Below are 18,022 nucleotides of genomic sequence, written 5' to 3' on the forward strand. Positions count from 1 at the left end.
TCTCGCGGCTTGCTTTGACCGCAAACGAGATAGATGCCATGAGGATCAACGTGCGCCCGCGAGGAGATATTTGTTAGGCTTTAAGGAGTATCCGGCGGCCTCAACTACGGCAATCGCAGTGAGGCCGCACCAACAGGTCGCGCGTTTGGATCGGGCGGCGGATTGCTATTGCTTCACTCCATCGACTGCAACGATGTTGTACTTAGCGAACCCTTCGCCAACCTTTCTGATGGCCTCATACTCGGATGAATGACGCCACCCATTCAGCGCATCCATGCTTTCCCAGCGTAAGATAACAACGCGACCTTTTGGGAAGGAGCCATCAATCTGCGTTCCGGCTCCAGCAGCCACGTACACACCGCCATGGTCCTTGATCGTTTTCTGCGCCGTGGGCAGGTATTGCTTCGTGTATCCTTCCTGATTTGTGATCTCGTTGATCGCAACCATGTAAACGGGCGGTTTGGCTTGGGCGTGGAGAGTCTGGATCGCAGACGCGCCAATCACGGACCCTGCCAGCATCGACAACGCTACCGCATAACGGATCCTCATTATCGTACTCCCTTTGGTCGGTCATCCCCCAAGATTGGGGATAAGAGCTTGTAGCCCAACCTTGGTCCACCGCAGGAAAAGAAGCGTAGTCAAAAAGTCGCAGTCGGTCCCGAATGGTAGTCCTCCGACCGAGCAATAACCGTCCGCTCAGGCTCGCAGCGGCACTTACGACTGAGTGTCAGGACACCTTGGCGCTAAGTCAGCCGTGGCCGTACAGACGTTTCCCGGAGCTGGCTGCGCTCCGGGGCGGCACGCTCTAATCGGAGGCCAATATGCCATCAATACCGATCAATGAAGCTGAGCTAGTCCTTCGCATGCTCGAAGCGGCCACGGGAGTGAAGCGCCCGAAAGGCAAGACGCACAAGAAGCGATCGACACGGTGACACCACCAATCCGCGAGCAAGTTCTGAGAACGTCTCGCGCTGCCATGCTGTACTTCCTTGAACAGGCAGAATGTTCGGCCGATGACCGGACTCTACATTGATCCTCAATTCGCAGCGGTGATCGCGACGGAAGGCAGGCCGCAAATCCACCTTTCGAGACCCGTTCTAGAGGTGTATGGTTCACCCGCTACTTTGAGCTGCCGTCGAGGATGTGCCGAAATCTGGAGGCAGCGACAAGGCCATCGGCAGGCAGCGCGGCTGTCCTCAGCCAAGCGACTCTTTTCGGGCTATTGCCCTCGATTGATTATGCCAAGGCAAACTCGATTGCAGGAGTAGTTCAATGGGAAAGAGCTTTATCTTGACGGTCGCTGCTTCCACACTCTTGATCAGCGCGTGCGGAGTTGCGCAGTCGGAGACGATCGGGCGATATGAATGCAACATCGTTGGAGCGGCCAGCCAAGACCCCATCGGTGACCACGATGGGCATCGGATCGTCGGTACGCAATATGCCTGCGCCGGCGTTGAGGGCCTCCTGAAAGGAGCGCTATACACTGGAAGTTCTACCAGTGAATGGGACGGCCCTAAAGGGCGGTACCTAAATGGGATCGGATTGTTGCGCTCGCCCAATGGGATTGGAGTCACACTCGTCACCGAAGGCGCAGGCTCGGTGGTGATGAAGGACGGTAAACCAGTCGGAAGCGAAAGCACGGGAAAGGCGATCTATCAATTCGCGACTGGTGTATTTGCGCCGCTCTCTGGAAAGGCGGTCAAGTGGGCGGTTCAACCCGCGGGGTTCAATCGGTTTAGCCTTGAAGTCATGACGGACGACGAGGTGACCACTGCCACCGCGAAACAATAGGTTGCTTTGGGGGGTCTAGGCTGGGCTCCGTCTTGAGAGGCATTTCAAGACGGGGCTCCGGGCACAATGCGCGCGAAACTAACGTCGAGGAAATCTCTTGCCCCGCCCCCAAGCCCCATACTTGCGCTCCGTTACGCCAGCATTCCTCCCGGTGCGGATCAGGTCGTCGTGTAAGCATGGGCATAGCGCTGATTAAGACCGCCGATCGCAATCCACGACCGATTGGGCCATCCGCGCGACGGACCACATGAGGTTGGTCAACTGACCAGCCGCCCTTTAGCTATTTCGTCGCTCGGGCCTGCGCGACGACCTTCTCCGCGTATGAGAGACCGAGTAGCCCGACATTTGGAGGATGAACTTTGGCGATGCTGTTGCCCCGAAAGTGGGCACAGGATACGTCTGCCCGCGATTGATGACGGAAATCAACGCGACATGCGGATCGCTGATCTCGAGTTCAACACGTATGCCGGCATGTGGCCGCGCAGGATCGACAGGCTGTGCGCCAATCGGACGTACGAAGCCCGGCTCGCGTCGGGTGACCATTGCCAGACCGTGCGCGTCTGCGTTGCGCGCCTGCATCAGGTAGGAGAGCAACGGATCGGCTTTGCGGTACCGCTCGATGCCCCCATCCCAAGCATCCCCCCTTTCCTCCCAAAGCCGCCCCAAGTCGGGTGAAGATGCGCTTAAAATGGACGAGGAAAGTGGCCCAATGCCGCTCGATTTCGCCGGGATGCTGGGTCGCTCCCAACTCGATTAGAGACTGATGCGCCATGCCAATCTCGCTTTGCGCACGTGCGAGATGACTGCCATCCATGATCTTCTCCAAGAAGCGCGAGTGCCGCCAGCCGAGGCCCACAGACCTTTTGGAAGCACCTATCTCTTAACTTGTTGAAAAGGCTGGTGGGGGAGGAAGGACTCGAACCTTCGAAGCCATGAGGCGGCTGATTTACAGTCAGCTCCCTTTGCCACTCGGGACACTCCCCCGTTCGACGGCAGCACAATCGGGCCGGACCTTGCCGGCGGACCGAAGACGGCCATGGAACGTGAAGGCCGCGACAGCCCGGATGGGGGCGCGACCGGGCGCGTTTATGGGCGAAGCGGTGGGGCAAAGTCAACCGAGGCGAACAGCTAAAATCGCCCTCGCAGCCACCCAAATTGCCATATTCCGGGACCCGTGACACAAGCGAGCCCATGAAGGATCGAAAATTCGTCCCCAAGGGCCCTCGCAGCGGGTCTAAGCCCTTTAAGAAGCCCGGGAAATCGGCTGGCCGGCCGGCCTGGCGCGACCGCGATTCGCATGCCGACGGCCCCGTCATCCTCTATGGCTGGCACACCGTCACCATGGCGCTCGCCAACCCGCAGCGGCGGATCCGCAAGCTGACGCTGACCGAGAACGCCGCACGGCGGCTCGCGGACGAAAACATCGCGAGCCCGATAGCGCCCGAGATCGTCCGGCCGCAGGAGATCGACCGCCTCCTCTCCCCGGACGCCGTACATCAGGGTCTGCTGGCCGAGGCCGATCCCCTGCCCTCGCCCGACATCGAGACGCTGAAGCAAGAGGGCATGGTGCTGGTGCTCGACCAGATCACCGATCCGCACAATGTCGGTGCCATCCTCCGCTCGGCTGCGGCCTTCGCGGTGAAGGCGATCGTCACCACCGCACGTCACAGCCCCGAAGCAACAGGCGTGCTCGCGAAAGCCGCCTCCGGCGCGCTGGAGCTGGTGCCTGTCGTGACGGTGCAGAACCTCGCGCGCGCCCTGACGGCCTTGAACGAGCGCGGCTTCCAGACCGTCGGCCTTGACAGCGAAGGCAGCGAGGACCTCTCGGACGTCACGCTGCGCGAGCCGCTCGCGCTGGTGCTCGGCGCCGAAGGCAAGGGCCTCAGGCAATTGACGCGCGAGACCTGCAGTGTCGTGGCGCGGCTCGACATGCCCGGCGAGATCAAGAGCCTCAACGTGTCGAATGCTGCCGTGCTCTCGCTCTATGTCGGCGCGAGCCGGCTGGGGCTGATGAAGCGCTAAAAAGACAAAACGCCCGTCCGCATCACGCGAACGGGCGCTTGGTTGGCTCGACCGATCAGAGATCAGTAATAGCGGCGCAGAACGCGATGGCCGCCATAGTACGGCGCGTAGCGGTGGCTGTAGCCATAGCGCGGACCGTAGCCGTAATGCGTGCGCGGCAGATAGCCGTAGCGCGGGCCGTAGCCATAGCGATACGGACGGTAGTACGGGCGGTGATGATAGGCGTACGGCGCGACAGCCGCGCGATAACCGTAGCCGTAGCCATAATTCGCGGGCGCGACGACCGCGTCCTCCTGGTAGGTCGGATACGGCGCGAAGGCGCCGGGACCGGTGTAGGTCGGCCCCTGGTTGACGTAGTAGTACTGCGTCGTCGGCTCGGCCAAGCGCTCATAGCCATAACCATAGCCGACCCCATAGCCATAACCGCCGCAGCCGGTGTCGCAACCGGTGAAGACCGGCGCAACCGGCTGGCACGGATTGAAGCCGCAGGCCATGGCCGGTGCGCTGCCCACGAACATCACGGCAGCCGCCGCGACCAGTCCCGAAATCATCTGACGCATTACTCTCTCCTGTTGATTTTCGTCTTGTTGGGTTTTGACGTTTCTTAACCCGGCGGCCTGCCGGGCATTTCTGTCTGCGGTCGCGCCCGCCGCGGATGGTCATTGATCTCGGGCGCGAGGATCACCGGCGGCGGATTGACCGGCACATCCATTTGCGGCGGCAGCGGCGCGGACGATGCGCCCCAGCTACGCTGATAGCTCTCGGCCGGCTTCGGCAATTTGCGGTTCGCGGGCGGCTCGACTTCGAGACGGCCATAGCCGGGCTGCAGGCCCATGCTGGGGTAATAATGGCCGACGTCGCCGGGCTGCCGTTCCGCCACATAGCGTCCGCCATAGATGGTGGGCTGCACCTGGACGTTCTTGCCCAGACCCCAGACGCCTTCGACGACGCTATAGGACGCGTCGATATTGTTGATGATGATCGGCACGCCGGGACGGCCGGGCACGACGATATCGAAACCGCCGCCGGCAAAGGCCGTCGCAGGCAGTCCGATCAGAAAGGCGGCAAGCGCGGATGCGCGCATGGAAGTATCCCGGTTATCCGGAACACAACCTATCGGATCGCAGCATAGAGAGGGTTAAGGGCGCCTCACCAATTTCCGGTAAGCCTAATGCGTAAGGATCGCGTGCCGCTCAAATGCCGCGCAAGACAATAGCGAGATGTTAACGGGCTGCCGCTCGCACCTGGAACTCGCTCAGCTCACATCCGTTTGACTGGATAAGTCGGCAAAATGTCCCGTTTCGCCGGAACGGCAGCCGCCTTCAGCATTTAGCTCCCGATCAACAACATGGGAGAGAACAATGACAAAGCTGACACTTCTCGGTGCAACGGCCATCGCGGCAACCATGTTGGCGGGCTCCGCTATGGCGCAAACGGTGGCCGCTCCGGGGCGCTGCACGGGGCAATTCCCCAACGCCAGTTGCGCGAACGTCGGACCGGGCAATCCGTATGCCGAACGTGGCTATCGCCATCGCCGGGTGAGCTATCGCCACAGCAATGGCGATTGGAATAACGACTGGAACAGGACGCATACGGGCTTCTGGCCGACCGACGTGGCCGGCGATGTCGCCGGCGCTGCGATCGGGACTGCGGGCGCGATCGCAACCGCGCCGTTCCGCGCGTTGGACAACAGCTACGCTTATGACAACCGTGGCTGGGACACGCGAACCTACGCCCAGCGGAACGGCTTCGTCTGTACGCCCGGTACCTGGTTCAAGGGCGAGGACGGCCGCCGGCACATCTGCCAGTAAGCCGATTTCGTGGCGTACGCGCCAACAGGCGGCCGCATGGCCGCCTGTTTCGTGCCCACGCGGGTTCTGGCACTTTCCAACCAAGTCTGATATTGCGACGCGCGGGCGGGCAGCCCCGCGCGCGCCGGCCCCTGCCCGTTTCCCTAGGGGCGTCGCCGGCTTAGCTCAGCGGTAGAGCAGCGGTTTTGTAAACCGAAGGTCGGGGGTTCAATCCCCTCAGCCGGCACCAGCTTCCGATGTGCCCTCAGGCCGACGCCTTCCTCACACTTCCTTGTCCCTGGGAGTGACAGCGCAAGGTCGCCGCAACAGCATCCGGCATCGATCATCGACCACGCTCCGCGTCCAAGCGACCAAGACTGTTATCAGTCAGGCAATTCATCCAGCCGCCACAACCCGAGGCTTTTGTCGCGCCAGCCGCCATCGCCCTCGTCGCAACGCTCGTTGATCACCTTGCGCGGAGACGGCCAGTTGAACGGCGCCTTCGTCATGTTGAGCGCGCGCCAGTCGCCGTCCTCGCAATCGCGATTGTCCCGCCATTCAGGAAACGTCGTGGCCAGCAGGAATTGCGCGCCGCTCGCGCGGAAGCGGGCGACAGCGCGTGCGATGTTCTGAAAGCTCAGATGCACGAGACAATCGCGGCACAGGATGACATCGCAACTCGGTAGCGCATCGCGCGTGATGTCGCCAAGGAGGAAGCGGCCGCGCGCCTCGCCGCGCGCCACGCGCGCCGTGTTGGCCGCGATCAGCGACGGCACGATGTCGATGCCGGTGTAGTCGATGTCGAGCTCCATGTTGCCGATCCAGCGGGCATCGCCGCAGGGTGCATCGAGCAGCGACCGGGCGCCGAGCTGTTGCAACAAGCCAGGCAGAGTCTCGCGGATCGCGGCGGTGGCGCAATCCTCCGAGCCGAGACCCGAGACGGAGGTCGCGCCCCCCAGAGATTGGTGCGCTCGATCCGCTCGAAGCGCGCAGCGAGCTCGAGGCCAGCAAAGTTCGCCCGGTCAGCAACGAACCGCTGATGGGCGAGCACAGGGGGACGGTGTGAAATCATCGGCTGGAGACTCGCGTCAAGATTCCGTCGCAAGCCCAATATACATGCGACGCATCGCGTCCGAAACGTCTCTCCTGCGAGCCCACTCGTGATCAGCCGACGCGCGGCTCTGGCCGCCATCGCCGCAGTATACGGTCGCCGTACCGTGACCGCCGTGCTTGGCCGATCCGACTGTTCGGGACAGGTCGGCCTGCTTGGCTTCTCGTTGGGCAGCTACATCGCCGCCGAGGCCGCTGCGCGCGACAATCGCATCGCAGCTCTCGCGGTGCTCTATGGCGGCATGCCCACGGCCATGGTCGCGAAGGTCAAGCACCTGCCGCCGCTGATCGCATTGCATGGCGAGGCCGACAAGAACGTCTCGATCTCGGAAGGACGGGAGCTGGTTGCGCTCGGCAAGTCGGTTGGCGCCGAGACCGAATTCGTGCCCTATCCAGGCAAGGGCCACGGCTTTGACTTCTCCGACACCGACCCGATGACATCGGACGCGATCAATCGGGTCACACAGTTCTTCCAGGTCAAACTCGCCGTCTGACCGCAACCGGCTCAATCCGGCTTCTGCCATTCCATGATGTGGAAGTACGGGACGCGGCGATGACTGGCGATCCTGGCGGGATCGCCTCCGCTAGGCTCCGGCTCGACGAACATGCGCAACACCAGACCCTGATCCAGCAACAGCGTCATGTATCTGCTGAGGGGACGATGCCAGTTCTGGACCCGGATGCCGCGCCAGCTCAGCCAGATCGGCCGCTCGTCCATGTAGTGATCGATCGTAAACCGCGCGGTGCCTTCGCCGTCGCGCGTCCAGCCCATCGGCTGGCCGGCGGTGTTGAAGCTGGTGAGATTGGCAATCAGCAGCGTGCCGCCCGGCCGCAGCGCCCCCGCCATCTTCGCGATCGCAGCGTCGAGATCGGGCATGTCGATCAGGCTGAGATAGCTGACCACCAGGTCGAAATCCGCATCGACGTCCATGGTCTCCGCACGGCCCAGCCGATAGTCGCCATGCGGGTCCAGCTCCCGGGCGCGCCTCAGCAGCGCTTCGGTCGGGTCAATGCCGGTCGTGCGGATGCCGGCGCGCTGCATGATGCGGCAAAAGCGCCCCTCTCCGCAGCCGACGTCCAGCGCACGGCGGAAGCCGCGGTGTTCGACGCGCGCCTGCATCGGCGCATCGAGCACGTAGCGGCGACCATAGTCGCCGTCGTCACCCTGCTCGACGATCCAGGCGGCCGCTGACGCGCTCCAGCCGTCGCTGACGTCCTCGCTCATATCTCGGCCTTCAGGATTGGACGTTCGTCGCGCGAAAAGCCCGAGAGGGCTACTGATCACAGACGGAATGCAAGTTCAACATCAGGTAGCATGCAGTCCGCATGTCAAAAAGCGCTCAAGAGCCGCATCGATGCATTCATCGCGCGTTTGGTGTCGTTCGAGCATGATCGCCCGGAAAAACCGCTACGCGCTTTTCCGGATCGCGCCGGAGCGATCAAACCGGCGAGACCTCCTTGCCATCCTCAGACCGGGCTTGGGCGCGCACCAGATCCTCGACGAATGCGATCACCTCCGCCCGCTTCTCGGGCGGCAGGGAGAGAAAGGCCCGCACAAGCCGCAGGCCCTGCGCTTCGTCTGACGGTTCGAGCTTGGAATCCATTGCTCTAATGTCGGGCGTCCGGGAAAAATATGCAATCCCTTGCGGACGGCCCGCTTGATTCGCCGCCCGGGCTTTGGTGGAATAGCTCGAACAGGGTGGTGGACCATGAAGTGGATCAGGGAGCGCGACGCACTGATCGCGCAGACACTGGCCTTTGTGCAGTCGGTGTCCGGCAGGAAGGACGATTTTCGTCAACGGGATACCACTGCGGCTGCAGAAGTCACCTCGGTCCAGGCGGTGACAGTCGCGTTCGAACCGCCGCAGGCCGATCCGCCGCCGCAGGTTGCCCCGTCGCCCCAACCCGTTCCCCCGCCCTCGGCAAGTGATTTCCGCAGCGAGATGCAGGCCCGCATTGCCAGTTTCAGAAAACATCAGGAACGTTTTGAGCGCGAGCGCGAGGACTATTGTGCGGCAACTTTGACCAGGCTACGCGCCGCAATCCGCGACGCGGCCCCGCCGCCAGCCCCGAAGTAGGGCCGGACCGCCTATAACCACGACCAAACCAGCCAGAGATTGGCCGCGCAGGCGCCAAGCAGTGCCAGCGTCAGTGGCAGGAGCATGTGCCCGCAACAGGTTTTCAGATCGGTCGTCATGGCTGGAAACATCCGCTGATTCCGCCGAACGAGTCCCAAAGTTTCTTTTTTTGGCGATTCAGGACTCGTTAAGGACTCAGGACCCGGCTATGTGGCGCCCTCGATCACGGCCCCGTGATTAATCTGGAACCCCTCGCCGCATCACTTCGTTAACGCGCTTTCCGGGAGCGGAAAGCAAATGCCCTACGCCCTGTTCTGCAACGACAGCCAGATCAGCAAAGCCTATCCGAGCGAAGCCGACGTCTGGAAACTCGCACAACGGAGCGGTCTGGTCGTGGACGTCGGCACCGATGGGGAACGGCACGGTCCGCGCCGGATGCTCGACAACGACTATGAGATCAAATCCTGCCGGGCCGCCCAAGGCGAGGATCCGGCCAAGAACAAAGCGGACGCCGAGCGGGAATCCAGGATGGAGCTTCAGCTCAACTCGTAAGACCCGGCCAAAGGCCGGCAGCCAGGTGGCATGGGCTTGCCCGAAAGCCGCTTCGCACTTTCCCGGATCATGCCTCAGGGCGTCGCGGTCGCCAGGGAAGCCTGCTCACCGGGGAGCGCCACGCAGGCCTTGCGACGGTGCAGCCCGCGGATCGCCCCGGTCACCTTGAGGACCTTCCCTGACGGACAGGAGGCGTCCTTCACGAACGCGACCTCGTAAGGTGCCAACATCAGAGGCTCGGATTTGAGGATTGTTTGGGCAGAGCACGGCAGGGCAACGAAGCACGAGACCACCATCACCGACGCCAACATACGCATGTTCGATATCCCACCAGCCCGGCAATGCACTAATACGCCTTCCGAAGCGCGAGTTCCGTACGTCGCAAAAATTATTTTTGCTTTACTCGCCACTCGTGACACGCATGAGAAAGGCGCGCGCCGGACTGTTTGCGTGCAAATGACGCGCCAGATGGTTCACGCGATGCAAGCTGCGAGGCAAGAAAACAAAAGGCCGGCGGAGCGCCGGCCTTCGTCAGATGGTGATCGTGCCCGGACTCGGCAGGTCAATAGCGCGAGGCCGCCGGCCCGCCCCAACCGAAGCGGTAGTTCACACCGACCTTGACGGTATGCTCGTCGTCCCGGCCGCGAACGCCGACGATGTCGGCCGGACCGGAGGTAAAGGTGGTGCTGCCGAAATTGTAGTACTGGTACTCGGCCTTGGCCGACCAGTTCGGCGCGAACATGTACTCAAGGCCGGCGCCGAGGGTATAGCCGTCCTTGCTGTTACCGGTGGCGGTGAAGGGCTGCGGCACGCCGGCGATGTTGACGCCAAGACCACCATTACGCCAGGCATAGCCGCCCTTGGCGTACAGCAGCGTCGGGCCCCAGGTGTAGCCGATGCGGCCGGTCACCGAGCCGAGTTGGTCGGTGTTGGACGTCACCTGCGTGCCCAGCGGGAACGTGACACCGTTGTTGTTGGTCGGCAGCCAGGAATACTGGGCCTCGATACCCAGCACCCAATTGGGCGCGAACTGGTAGTCGAAGCCGCCCTGCACGCCGCCCAGGAAGCGGGCGTCGCTCGATTGGAAGGTGGTGTCGCCGGCGAAGGCGCCGCCGACATGGCCGCCGATGTAGAAGCCGGTCCAATTGTAGATCACCTGCGGCGGCGTGTAGGCCGGCGCCTTGGTGTAGGTGCGCGGCTGGATATCGGCCGCGGCCGCCGGTGCGGCCAGCGCAAGCAGAGCCGCTGCACCGAGCAAAATCGTCTTCATGATCATCCCCGTTCTTTCAAAATCGACCCTCGGGAAACAACGTGGCGTGAATTTGGTTGCTTCACGGCGATGCCGGAACGTTGATCGTTCGTTACTGTGACGGCGCGGCAACAATGCGATTCTGTTCCGTCACGTCCGCCTGCGGCCAGCAATTTTCGACCGCGCAAGACCTGCCGTCACAATTTGTCGCAAGCCAAACCACCTCGTTCAAAGCTCGCCAAAATGTGATCCAGCGGCTCCGGCAGTACCTCTCCTAGCACCGCGCGATGAAGGCAGGCTTTGCGCTACCGCGTCATCTTTTCCAGTTCTGGAAAGGGCGCGTAAACCGCGCCGGCACAAAGCTCGCTGGCGCGATCGACGACGCGGTCGCCCCGGCCGTTAACGAAGACGACGGCGCGCTCGCGGATCGTCTTGTAGCTGCCGTCGCTCTCGCGCGGCGTGTAGCGCAGGCAGCTGACATAGAACTGCCGCCCTCCGACCTCTCGCAACACGGGATCGGCCACGCCGGCTTCACGCACGCCGACCGGATCATTCAAATAGGCGTGCATCAGGGCCAGCGTGTCGCCGCGAAAATTGTCGGGCAACGGCTGCGGCCCTCCGGCCTGGGTCCCTTGCATCAGGGATGGACGGTCACCATCGCTGCCGAAGCACGCCGCCAGAGTCAGCGGCAGAACCAGGATTGCCGCACGTTTCGCCAATTGCCCCAAGGACTGAATTCTCCGCCGAACCAGACTCGCACGATGCTTCTAGCTCCAAGGTTGCACAAAGGGAATTCTCTTCCATCAACGACGCGCCGGCCCGCCGCCAGCACCTTGCGCTCGCGCACACGGCATGACGAACGGGCCGGCCTGAACTCCGCGCGGGGCGGCGGGCAATGGATGCCGCCCCGCGGGATCAGTCGTCAGCTACGCTTTTCGGTCGTTGCCGGCTTGCCGAGATCCGGCTGCGCCTTCAGCGACTTCTTGGCCGACAGATGCTTGTGGTGATGGCGATGCGTCCGCACCGTCTTGTGCTCGTCGGGCGTGATCGCGGCGTTGGCGTTCATCGCCTTGCCCTTGGTATCGACCTTGGCGCCCGACTTGATGTCGGCCGTCTTGGCGTCGGCCTTGACGCCGGCGTCGGGTTTGGCGGCAGTGGTCTTGGTTTGGGTCTGATCCGCCTTGATCACCGGTGCGGTCGTGGTCTTGCCGGCCTCAGCGGCGAAGGCCGGGGCTGCGATGACGGAAGCTGCGAGCAAGGCTGCGGAAATCGTCTTCAACATGGTGGTCTCCTCTTGGAAGGATCTTGAGGCGGCGCCCTCTCGCCGACCCTTCGATCATGGGGAGAGCCTAGATGGCGCACGCTGAACCCGTTCTGAAGCGCCTGGCAGGCTTCCGTTCATCTGGATGACAAGTTTGTTATGTTGCCGGGGGAGCGCCGAACGGGCGGGGGAGTGCCGGGAATGTTTCTGCCGGCCGGGTGTTCCGGTCTTTGGGCAATCGTGTAGGATCGCCACGTTCCATACGGGAGAACTTCGATGCGCAGACTTTCCATGCTTCTGGTACCGGGCCTTGTCTCGATGGCGCTGGCGGCCGGACCGGTGCTGACGAGCGCCTATGCCGCCGGCAGCGACGATCCCTCGCCGCCGCCGAAGTCGGATAGCTCGGCCAAGAAAGGGAAGAAGAAGAGCTCTTCCGTCAGCGATCCCAAATTCCTCGCGGCCTATCGCACTGCCTACACCACGATTTACGACAAGCACGATTATACGGACGCGATCGGCCAGCTGAAGCAGCTCAAGCGTGACGACGTCGCCGACGTTGCGAACCTGATCGGATACTCCTATCGCAAGCTCGGCGATTACCAATCCTCGAAGATCTATTACGAGATCGCGCTTAAGGACGATCCGAACCACGTCCGCACCTGGCAGTATTATGGCCTCTGGCAGCTCGAGCAGGGCAATCGCGAACAGGCGCAATACCACCTGAACAAGATCGCCTCGCTCGCCGGCACCGACAGCTCCGAGTATCGCTCGCTGGCTGCCGCCCTCGACAAGCCGACTGGCGCGACGCTCGTCTACTAAGCCCAGCGCATCTTCGCATGAAATGAACGGGCACAACCTTACCGGTTGTGTCCGTTCTGCTATCTCAGTTAGCCTGCGCGCACCCATTCCCTCGCAAACCGGTAGCGCAATGGACACGTGGCTGCGATCCGCGATCGACTACATCAGCTCCTGGATCGAATTCCAGCAGAGTAGCTTCCAACAGCCGGGCGTCATCGTCGCCTTCGTCCACCGCGGCGAAGTCGTCGCCGAGCATGCGTTCGGTCTCGCCAATCTCGACACCGGCGAGAAGCTGACGCCGCGTCACCGCTTCCGCATCGCCTCGCATTCCAAGAGTTTTACGTCGGCCGGCGTCATGAAACTGCGCGAGCAGCGCAAGCTCCGGCTCGACGATCCCGTCGGCCAATATGTTAGCGGTTTGCATCCGCGCGTCGCCGAGACGACCATTGCGCAGGTGCTCTCGCACAGCGCCGGGCTGACGCGCGACGGCGCCGATTCCGGTCAGTTCATCGACAGCCGTCCCTATCTCAATGCGAAAGAGCTGCTCGCGGAACTGAAGCTGCCGACCGCGATCGAACCCGGCACGCGTTTCAAATATTCCAATCACGGCTTTGGCCTGATGGGCCTCGTTATCGAAGCGGCGACCAAGGAGCCCTATTCCGCATGGATCAAGCGCGACATCGTCGAACCGGCCGGCTTGCGCGAGACCGAGCCGAATGCGCAGCTTCCCAAGGGTGCGCCGTTTGCGCGCGGCCACACGCGAAAGCTGCCGCTCGGCGAACGCTGCGTAATTCCCGGCGACAATCCCGCCCATGCGATGGCGTCGGCCGCGGGCTTCGTCGCCACCGCCGCGGACACCGCGCGTTTCTTCGCCCAGCTTGCGCCCAACGCCAGGAAGAGCGTGCTGTCGATCGCGAGCCGCCGCGAGATGACGCGGCATCAATGGCGCGTTCCGCAGAACTTCGAGGCCTATTACGGTCTCGGCGTCAGCGCCGGCAAGACCGACGGCTGGGACTGGTTCGGCCATGGCGGCGGCTTCCAGGGCTATATCTCCCGAACCTGCTCCATTCCCGCGTGCGAGCTCGCAATCAGCATCCTCAGCAATTCCATCGACGGTGCGGCACCGTTCTGGATGGACGGTGCGATGCAGATCCTGCGGGTCTTCAAGACACGCGGTGCCCCCGACCGGCGCGTGCGCGACTGGACCGGTCGCTGGTGGACGATCTGGGGCGCGACCGACCTCGTGCCCGCCGGCAACCGCGTGCTCGTCGCCAATCCGCAGTTCAACAATCCGCTGATGGATGCCGCCGAGATCGAGGTCACCGGCCGGGACACCGGCAGGCTCGCCTGGGCGGCCGGCTATTCCAGCCATGGCGAGCCGGTGCGGCGCGTCCGCGACAAGCGCGGGAGGATCAGCGACATCTGGCTTGCCGGCGCCAACGTCAAGCCCGCGACTGTTGTGGCACGCGAGATCGCGCGGCGCTACCCGCCACGCAAGAAACGCCCTACTCCCGAATGAGCGCCTCGACCTCCCCGCGAAACGCCTGACGCGAGCCGTCGCGCGAATAGAACATGTGGCCGCCGGGATAGACCACGAACTTCACCCGCGACGTTGCGAAAGCAGGCAGCTGATCGAGCGCCCGTTTCGTGCCGAAATAGGGCGTAGCCAGATCGAACAGGCCATGCGCGACCAGGACGTTCAGTTTTGCATCGGTAGCGAGGATCTGGCGGAGCTCGGATAGCGATTGTGGGGGGTTGATACCGCCGCCAAAATCCCAGTTGTGCTCGACCGCGCCGTTGAGGACTTCATAGGAGCCGGCCGGCCGCCAGTTGAGCTTGCGCGTGAGCACATCGACCGCGGCGCTCGTCAGCGGCGCCTGAAGCGCATCGCCCGAGGGGTCGCCGAAATGCGAGCTGCTCGAATCCGGATAAGGATCGAAGCCGCGTACGGAAGCATCGTAGCGACCGGTCACCATGCCGTTCTTGCGATCGAGTTCGCGGCGGAATTCGCCGACATCGAAGCGGCCAGCGAGCCTGCGACTTACCACCTGGTCGATGCCGGTCAGCTCCGCGACCTTGTCGGCGAGACGATTGGTCGCCTCCTTGTCCGCCTCTCCCTTGACGAGGTCGGCCAGAAACTCGCCGCGTGCATAGGCCTCCACATCGGCGAGATCGGCACGCTTGACCGGCCCTTTGGCTGCGCGCGCCACCGCAACATAGCTCGGCAAGGTCGCGACATATTGCAGAAGGCTGGTGCCCGTGAATTCGCGGAAATCCAGCAGCGGCGACACCAGAATCAATCCTCTGACGCCGACACCGTGCTGAAGCTGCAATTGACGCACCACCTTCGGCCCACGAATGCCTCCATAGCTTTCGCCCGCGACGTATTTGGGCGAGGTCAGGCGGTTGTGCTTCTCCAGCCAGCGGCGGATGACGAGCGCAATCGAATTGACGTCGCCGTTGACCGAATAGAACCGTTTTCGCGCATCCTCGCCGCTCGCGATGACACGGCTGTAGCCGGTGCCGACGGGATCGATGAAAACGAGATCGGTGAAATCGAGCCAGGTCTCCGCGTTGGGCTTCACCTCGGGCGAAGTCGACGGAGATAGCCTCTCGCCGTCGAGCGGCAGCCGCCACGGCCCGACCGCGCCGAACTGGAGCCACGCCGAGGACGCACCCGGCCCGCCGTTAAACAGGAACGTCACCGGGCGCGTGGCGCGATCGGCGCCATCGAGTTCGTAGGACGTATAGGCGATGTCGGCCAGCGGCTCGCCCTTGTCGTCAAACACGCGGATCGAGCCCGCAGTCGCAGCGAAATTGAGCGTTCGGCCCGGCAGGTCGAGGCTCTGCTTCGTCGTCGAGTCGCCGGGCAAACGATGCTGCTCGGCGGCCGACAGCGAGCCCTGCGCCGCATTGCCGCCGCGCCCGCCCTTCTGGCCCGCGGGCGCCGTCCCCTCGCTGCGCGGCTGCGGTGGATCGTCCGCGCGCGCCAGCCCCGCGAAGGCGAAAGCAGACAGCGCCAGGACCAGGCCCGCGCGGCGCAGCATCGGCAAGCTCAAAGCCATCCTTATTCTCCCTGCCCGCCCGCAAATTTCTGGCCCGTAGTTCTAACCGGCAAATGCGACAGTTTGGGGATCCGAGGCCGGAGACCGGCTTTCCGGGCCCGATCAACCCCGGTTTTTGCCTTCAGACGAGACGCCCTGGCTCGCGGGCGTTTGCCTTGCCGGCCGGTCATCCTCGACAATAGAGGCCCAGGTCGTATAGACGACCTCGGCGGAACTTTCTCAGCCAGCGACACCTGCCTGGAAGCCATGACCAAGCCATTGCGATACGACCGGATCGCCTTCGTCGCCAGCCCAGGCAACGAAGCGCAGACCGCCTTCAGGCAGCTCACCCAGAGCTACGGCAATTGCGACCCGAACGAAGCCGACGTCGTGGTGGCGCTCGGCGGCGACGGGTTGATGCTCCAGACCCTGCACCAGCACATGCACACGGGGAAGCCGATCTACGGAATGCACCGTGGCACGGTCGGCTTCCTGATGAACGAATACTCGACGCACGATCTGCGCGCGCGGCTCGCGGCGGCGCAGGAATCCGAGATCAACCCGCTCCTGATGCGCGCGACCGACATCAACGACCGCGTCCACCTGCACCACGCCATCAACGAGGTCGCGCTGTTCCGTCAGACCTATCAGGTGGCGCGCCTGCGCATCGTGATCGACGAGCGGGAGCGCATGCCGGAACTGATGGCCGATGGCATCATGGTGGCGACACCTGCAGGATCCACCGCCTACAATCTGTCTGCCCAGGGACCGATCTTGCCGATCAACGCCGCGCTGCTGGCGCTGACGCCGATCAGCGCCTTCCGTCCCCGCCGCTGGCGCGGCGCGCTCCTGCCGAACACGGCCTATGTCGTGATCGAGGTTCTTGAGGGCGACAAGCGCCCGGTGGCCGCGGTCGCGGACCACGACGAGGTGCGCGATGTCCGCCGCGTCGAGGTGTTGTCCGACAAGACCATTTCGATGCGGATGCTGTTCGATCCCGGCCACAGCCTGGAGGAGCGAATTCTGCGCGAGCAATTCGGCGCCTGAACCACCTGCCCCGCGGGCCGCCTGACGTCGTTCGCAACGCTTCATTAACCTCCGGCGCGATATGGTTAACGACGGTTGACCGCTTTGGCCGGACGTCATGTTCCGTATCGACTTCAACAAGCTGCGCTTCCTCGTCTGCGACGACAATCCGCACATGCGCCGCATCCTGCGGACGCTGCTGCATTCGTTCGGCGCGCGCGAGGTCTATGAGGCCGAGGACGGCGCGACGGCGCTCGAAATGTACAGCCATTACGTGCCGGACATCGTCATCACCGACTGGGCGATGCCGATCTTCGACGGGCTCGAGCTTGCACAGATGATCCGGCAGCCGGAATCCAAGGGCAACCCTTATGCGCCGATCATCATGCTGACGGGGCATTCCGAGAAGCGCCGCGTCACCGTCGCCCGCGATGCCGGCGTCACCGAATTCCTGGCCAAACCGATCTCGGCCAAGGGCCTCTACCAGCGGATTCTCAACGTGGTCGCCAGTCCCCGGCCCTTCATCAAGACCAAGACCTATTTCGGCCCGGACCGGCGCCGCAACACCAACTCGGCCTATATGGGCCCGGAGCGCCGCGTCGGCGAAAAGCACGAAGTGCTTCAGCAGCCCTCGCTGCTCGACAAGGCCCGCTCCTCCATCTAGCGCAAGGTCTCACACGACGAGGCAGGCATCATGGCGAAGAACAGCGCAAGGGACATCGAGGTCAAGGCCTTCGCCACGCATCACGTCATTACGCAGCCCAATCCGCTGCGCAAGGTGCTGCGCCGTGTCGAAGAAAAGGACATGGACGATCCGATTGGCCGCGCCGAGAAGGCGCTGGCCGGCCTCTCCAGCGAGTTCAAGGACTGGATGACGACCGAGGTCAACCGTCTGTCGGCCGCCCATGCCGCCATCCGCAACGAGGGCTTCACCAAGGAACGGCGCGACGAGCTGTTCCATGCCGCCCACGACATCAAGGGCGACGCTGCCACGTTTGGCTTTCCGGCCGCAGCGGGCGTCGCCGAGAGCCTCTGCCGCATCATCGAGCACGCGCCGGATTTCGAGAAGGTCCCGGCCGAGCTATTCACGCACCACATCAACGCGATCATTGCCATCGTGCACGAGAACACCCGGCTCGACAGCATCAGCGTCTCCGCCGAGCTCAGCCACCGTCTGCGCAAGGTGGCCGACGACTATCTCACGGACGTCAACCGCGACCGCCCCGAACATCTCGAAGCGGTCCTGGCGCCGAGCATCGCGCCGGCGGAGTAAGGCCCCGATTCTCTCTCCCCGTCATTGC

Annotated in this window: 21 protein-coding genes, 2 tRNA genes and 1 pseudogene; 12 read left to right on the plus strand and 12 right to left on the minus strand. The window is 63.3% G+C overall.

Translation table 11 applies throughout. The features are described 5' to 3' along the window. Positions 1-165: 165 nt before the first annotated feature. Entirely contained in the window at positions 166-549 is a 384-nt protein-coding gene (locus XH88_RS24420) for a DUF1330 domain-containing protein (RefSeq protein WP_271670808.1), read from the minus strand. A 723-nt stretch (positions 550-1,272) separates the two neighbouring features. Here XH88_RS24420 and XH88_RS24425 point away from each other — a divergent pair. After that, a complete protein-coding gene (locus XH88_RS24425; protein ID WP_271670809.1) occupies positions 1,273-1,791 on the plus strand; it encodes a hypothetical protein in 519 nt (172 codons plus the stop codon). A gap of 898 nt (positions 1,792-2,689) precedes the next feature. Here the strand turns inward: XH88_RS24425 and XH88_RS24430 are convergent. Then, a tRNA-Tyr gene (locus XH88_RS24430) sits at positions 2,690-2,775 on the minus strand. A 207-nt stretch (positions 2,776-2,982) separates the two neighbouring features. Between XH88_RS24430 and rlmB the strand changes: the two genes are divergently transcribed. Further along, positions 2,983-3,813: a 23S rRNA (guanosine(2251)-2'-O)-methyltransferase RlmB gene (rlmB, locus tag XH88_RS24435; RefSeq protein ID WP_271670810.1), complete on the plus strand. Its 831-nt coding sequence runs from the start codon at positions 2,983-2,985 to the stop codon at positions 3,811-3,813. 62 nt (positions 3,814-3,875) lie between these two features. On the opposite strand, the gene XH88_RS24440 is transcribed toward rlmB, so the two are convergent. After that, on the minus strand, positions 3,876-4,373 hold the full coding sequence (locus XH88_RS24440; protein ID WP_271670811.1) for a hypothetical protein: 498 nt from the start codon (positions 4,371-4,373) through the stop codon (positions 3,876-3,878). Positions 4,374-4,417: 44 nt separating this feature from the next. After that, the gene (locus XH88_RS24445) at positions 4,418-4,897 is read right to left on the minus strand and encodes a hypothetical protein (RefSeq protein WP_271670812.1); all 480 of its coding nucleotides are present in this window, start codon (positions 4,895-4,897) and stop codon (positions 4,418-4,420) included. 277 nt (positions 4,898-5,174) lie between these two features. Between XH88_RS24445 and XH88_RS24450 the strand changes: the two genes are divergently transcribed. Both XH88_RS24450 and XH88_RS24455 read left to right on the plus strand, forming a co-directional pair. After that, entirely contained in the window at positions 5,175-5,624 is a 450-nt protein-coding gene (locus XH88_RS24450) for a hypothetical protein (protein WP_271670813.1), read from the plus strand. A 154-nt stretch (positions 5,625-5,778) separates the two neighbouring features. Next, positions 5,779-5,853 (plus strand) — tRNA-Thr (locus tag XH88_RS24455). 133 nt (positions 5,854-5,986) lie between these two features. On the opposite strand, the pseudogene XH88_RS24460 reads toward XH88_RS24455, so the two are convergent. Beyond that, positions 5,987-6,675, minus strand: a pseudogene (locus tag XH88_RS24460) (class I SAM-dependent methyltransferase). An 88-nt stretch (positions 6,676-6,763) separates the two neighbouring features. Between XH88_RS24460 and XH88_RS24465 the strand changes: the two are divergent. Beyond that, positions 6,764-7,207 carry a dienelactone hydrolase family protein gene (locus XH88_RS24465; protein WP_271670814.1) on the plus strand — a complete coding sequence of 148 codons (444 nt, stop codon included), beginning with the start codon at positions 6,764-6,766 and terminating at the stop codon, positions 7,205-7,207. 11 nt (positions 7,208-7,218) lie between these two features. On the opposite strand, the gene XH88_RS24470 is transcribed toward XH88_RS24465, so the two are convergent. Both XH88_RS24470 and XH88_RS24475 read right to left on the minus strand, forming a co-directional pair. Next, positions 7,219-7,938 (minus strand): class I SAM-dependent methyltransferase, encoded by a 720-nt coding sequence (locus XH88_RS24470; RefSeq protein WP_271670815.1) that lies wholly within the window; start codon positions 7,936-7,938, stop codon positions 7,219-7,221. A 214-nt stretch (positions 7,939-8,152) separates the two neighbouring features. Continuing rightward, a complete protein-coding gene (locus XH88_RS24475; protein ID WP_271670816.1) occupies positions 8,153-8,317 on the minus strand; it encodes a hypothetical protein in 165 nt (54 codons plus the stop codon). A gap of 105 nt (positions 8,318-8,422) precedes the next feature. Here XH88_RS24475 and XH88_RS24480 point away from each other — a divergent pair, with 105 nt between their 5' ends. Beyond that, complete coding sequence (locus tag XH88_RS24480; RefSeq protein WP_271670817.1) at positions 8,423-8,791, plus strand: hypothetical protein; 369 nt, start codon at positions 8,423-8,425, stop codon at positions 8,789-8,791. A 297-nt stretch (positions 8,792-9,088) separates the two neighbouring features. Continuing rightward, a complete protein-coding gene (locus XH88_RS24485; protein ID WP_271670818.1) occupies positions 9,089-9,343 on the plus strand; it encodes a hypothetical protein in 255 nt (84 codons plus the stop codon). 74 nt (positions 9,344-9,417) lie between these two features. Here the strand turns inward: XH88_RS24485 and XH88_RS24490 are convergent, their stop codons facing one another. The 4 genes from XH88_RS24490 to XH88_RS24505 all read right to left on the minus strand — a co-directional run bounded on the left by XH88_RS24490 (position 9,418) and on the right by XH88_RS24505 (position 11,874). Next, entirely contained in the window at positions 9,418-9,660 is a 243-nt protein-coding gene (locus XH88_RS24490; protein WP_271670819.1) for a DUF6719 family protein, read from the minus strand. Positions 9,661-9,905: 245 nt separating this feature from the next. Further along, positions 9,906-10,613 carry an outer membrane protein gene (locus tag XH88_RS24495; protein WP_271670820.1) on the minus strand — a complete coding sequence of 236 codons (708 nt, stop codon included), beginning with the start codon at positions 10,611-10,613 and terminating at the stop codon, positions 9,906-9,908. 284 nt (positions 10,614-10,897) lie between these two features. After that, positions 10,898-11,320 (minus strand): hypothetical protein, encoded by a 423-nt coding sequence (locus XH88_RS24500; protein WP_271670821.1) that lies wholly within the window; start codon positions 11,318-11,320, stop codon positions 10,898-10,900. 194 nt (positions 11,321-11,514) lie between these two features. Continuing rightward, positions 11,515-11,874 (minus strand): His-rich protein BRANT, encoded by a 360-nt coding sequence (locus XH88_RS24505; RefSeq protein ID WP_271670822.1) that lies wholly within the window; start codon positions 11,872-11,874, stop codon positions 11,515-11,517. A gap of 255 nt (positions 11,875-12,129) precedes the next feature. Between XH88_RS24505 and XH88_RS24510 the strand changes: the two genes are divergently transcribed. Both XH88_RS24510 and XH88_RS24515 read left to right on the plus strand, forming a co-directional pair. Next, positions 12,130-12,672: a tetratricopeptide repeat protein gene (locus XH88_RS24510; RefSeq protein WP_271670823.1), complete on the plus strand. Its 543-nt coding sequence runs from the start codon at positions 12,130-12,132 to the stop codon at positions 12,670-12,672. Between the two features lie 109 nt (positions 12,673-12,781). Beyond that, positions 12,782-14,170, plus strand: a complete 1,389-nt coding sequence (locus XH88_RS24515; protein ID WP_271670824.1) for a serine hydrolase domain-containing protein — start codon at positions 12,782-12,784, stop codon at positions 14,168-14,170. Here the strand turns inward: XH88_RS24515 and XH88_RS24520 are convergent. After that, a complete protein-coding gene (locus tag XH88_RS24520) occupies positions 14,157-15,716 on the minus strand; it encodes a S10 family peptidase (RefSeq protein ID WP_271670825.1) in 1,560 nt (519 codons plus the stop codon). The genes XH88_RS24515 and XH88_RS24520 overlap by 14 nt on opposite strands. Before the next feature lie 246 nt (positions 15,717-15,962). Between XH88_RS24520 and XH88_RS24525 the strand changes: the two genes are divergently transcribed. From XH88_RS24525 to XH88_RS24535, 3 genes are all read left to right on the plus strand, one after another. Continuing rightward, positions 15,963-16,742 (plus strand): NAD kinase, encoded by a 780-nt coding sequence (locus XH88_RS24525; RefSeq protein WP_271670826.1) that lies wholly within the window; start codon positions 15,963-15,965, stop codon positions 16,740-16,742. 97 nt (positions 16,743-16,839) lie between these two features. Beyond that, positions 16,840-17,385, plus strand: coding sequence for a response regulator (locus XH88_RS24530; RefSeq protein WP_008133731.1), 546 nt, complete (start codon positions 16,840-16,842; stop codon positions 17,383-17,385). 30 nt (positions 17,386-17,415) lie between these two features. Next, entirely contained in the window at positions 17,416-17,994 is a 579-nt protein-coding gene (locus XH88_RS24535; protein ID WP_271670827.1) for an Hpt domain-containing protein, read from the plus strand. Positions 17,995-18,022 lie beyond the last annotated feature (28 nt).

The organism is Bradyrhizobium sp. CCBAU 51627, assembly GCF_028128765.1.
In the GTDB taxonomy this organism is placed as follows: domain Bacteria; phylum Pseudomonadota; class Alphaproteobacteria; order Rhizobiales; family Xanthobacteraceae; genus Bradyrhizobium.

What these genes read in the sequence shown, in the direction of transcription:
- rlmB (WP_271670810.1), top strand. Translation starts at nt 2,983, where the DNA reads ATGAAGGATCGAAAATTCGTCCCCAAGGGCCCTCGCAGCGGGTCTAAG.
- XH88_RS24515 (WP_271670824.1), top strand. Translation starts at nt 12,782, where the DNA reads ATGGACACGTGGCTGCGATCCGCGATCGACTACATCAGCTCCTGGATC.
- XH88_RS24495 (WP_271670820.1), bottom strand. Translation starts at nt 10,613, where the DNA reads ATGAAGACGATTTTGCTCGGTGCAGCGGCTCTGCTTGCGCTGGCCGCA.
- XH88_RS24510 (WP_271670823.1), top strand. Translation starts at nt 12,130, where the DNA reads ATGCGCAGACTTTCCATGCTTCTGGTACCGGGCCTTGTCTCGATGGCG.
- XH88_RS24525 (WP_271670826.1), top strand. Translation starts at nt 15,963, where the DNA reads ATGACCAAGCCATTGCGATACGACCGGATCGCCTTCGTCGCCAGCCCA.
- XH88_RS24505 (WP_271670822.1), bottom strand. Translation starts at nt 11,874, where the DNA reads ATGTTGAAGACGATTTCCGCAGCCTTGCTCGCAGCTTCCGTCATCGCA.
- XH88_RS24450 (WP_271670813.1), top strand. Translation starts at nt 5,175, where the DNA reads ATGACAAAGCTGACACTTCTCGGTGCAACGGCCATCGCGGCAACCATG.
- XH88_RS24470 (WP_271670815.1), bottom strand. Translation starts at nt 7,938, where the DNA reads ATGAGCGAGGACGTCAGCGACGGCTGGAGCGCGTCAGCGGCCGCCTGG.
- XH88_RS24485 (WP_271670818.1), top strand. Translation starts at nt 9,089, where the DNA reads ATGCCCTACGCCCTGTTCTGCAACGACAGCCAGATCAGCAAAGCCTAT.
- XH88_RS24425 (WP_271670809.1), top strand. Translation starts at nt 1,273, where the DNA reads ATGGGAAAGAGCTTTATCTTGACGGTCGCTGCTTCCACACTCTTGATC.
- XH88_RS24440 (WP_271670811.1), bottom strand. Translation starts at nt 4,373, where the DNA reads ATGCGTCAGATGATTTCGGGACTGGTCGCGGCGGCTGCCGTGATGTTC.
- XH88_RS24520 (WP_271670825.1), bottom strand. Translation starts at nt 15,716, where the DNA reads ATGGCTTTGAGCTTGCCGATGCTGCGCCGCGCGGGCCTGGTCCTGGCG.
- XH88_RS24445 (WP_271670812.1), bottom strand. Translation starts at nt 4,897, where the DNA reads ATGCGCGCATCCGCGCTTGCCGCCTTTCTGATCGGACTGCCTGCGACG.
- XH88_RS24420 (WP_271670808.1), bottom strand. Translation starts at nt 549, where the DNA reads ATGAGGATCCGTTATGCGGTAGCGTTGTCGATGCTGGCAGGGTCCGTG.
- XH88_RS24535 (WP_271670827.1), top strand. Translation starts at nt 17,416, where the DNA reads ATGGCGAAGAACAGCGCAAGGGACATCGAGGTCAAGGCCTTCGCCACG.
- XH88_RS24490 (WP_271670819.1), bottom strand. Translation starts at nt 9,660, where the DNA reads ATGCGTATGTTGGCGTCGGTGATGGTGGTCTCGTGCTTCGTTGCCCTG.
- XH88_RS24480 (WP_271670817.1), top strand. Translation starts at nt 8,423, where the DNA reads ATGAAGTGGATCAGGGAGCGCGACGCACTGATCGCGCAGACACTGGCC.
- XH88_RS24475 (WP_271670816.1), bottom strand. Translation starts at nt 8,317, where the DNA reads ATGGATTCCAAGCTCGAACCGTCAGACGAAGCGCAGGGCCTGCGGCTT.
- XH88_RS24530 (WP_008133731.1), top strand. Translation starts at nt 16,840, where the DNA reads ATGTTCCGTATCGACTTCAACAAGCTGCGCTTCCTCGTCTGCGACGAC.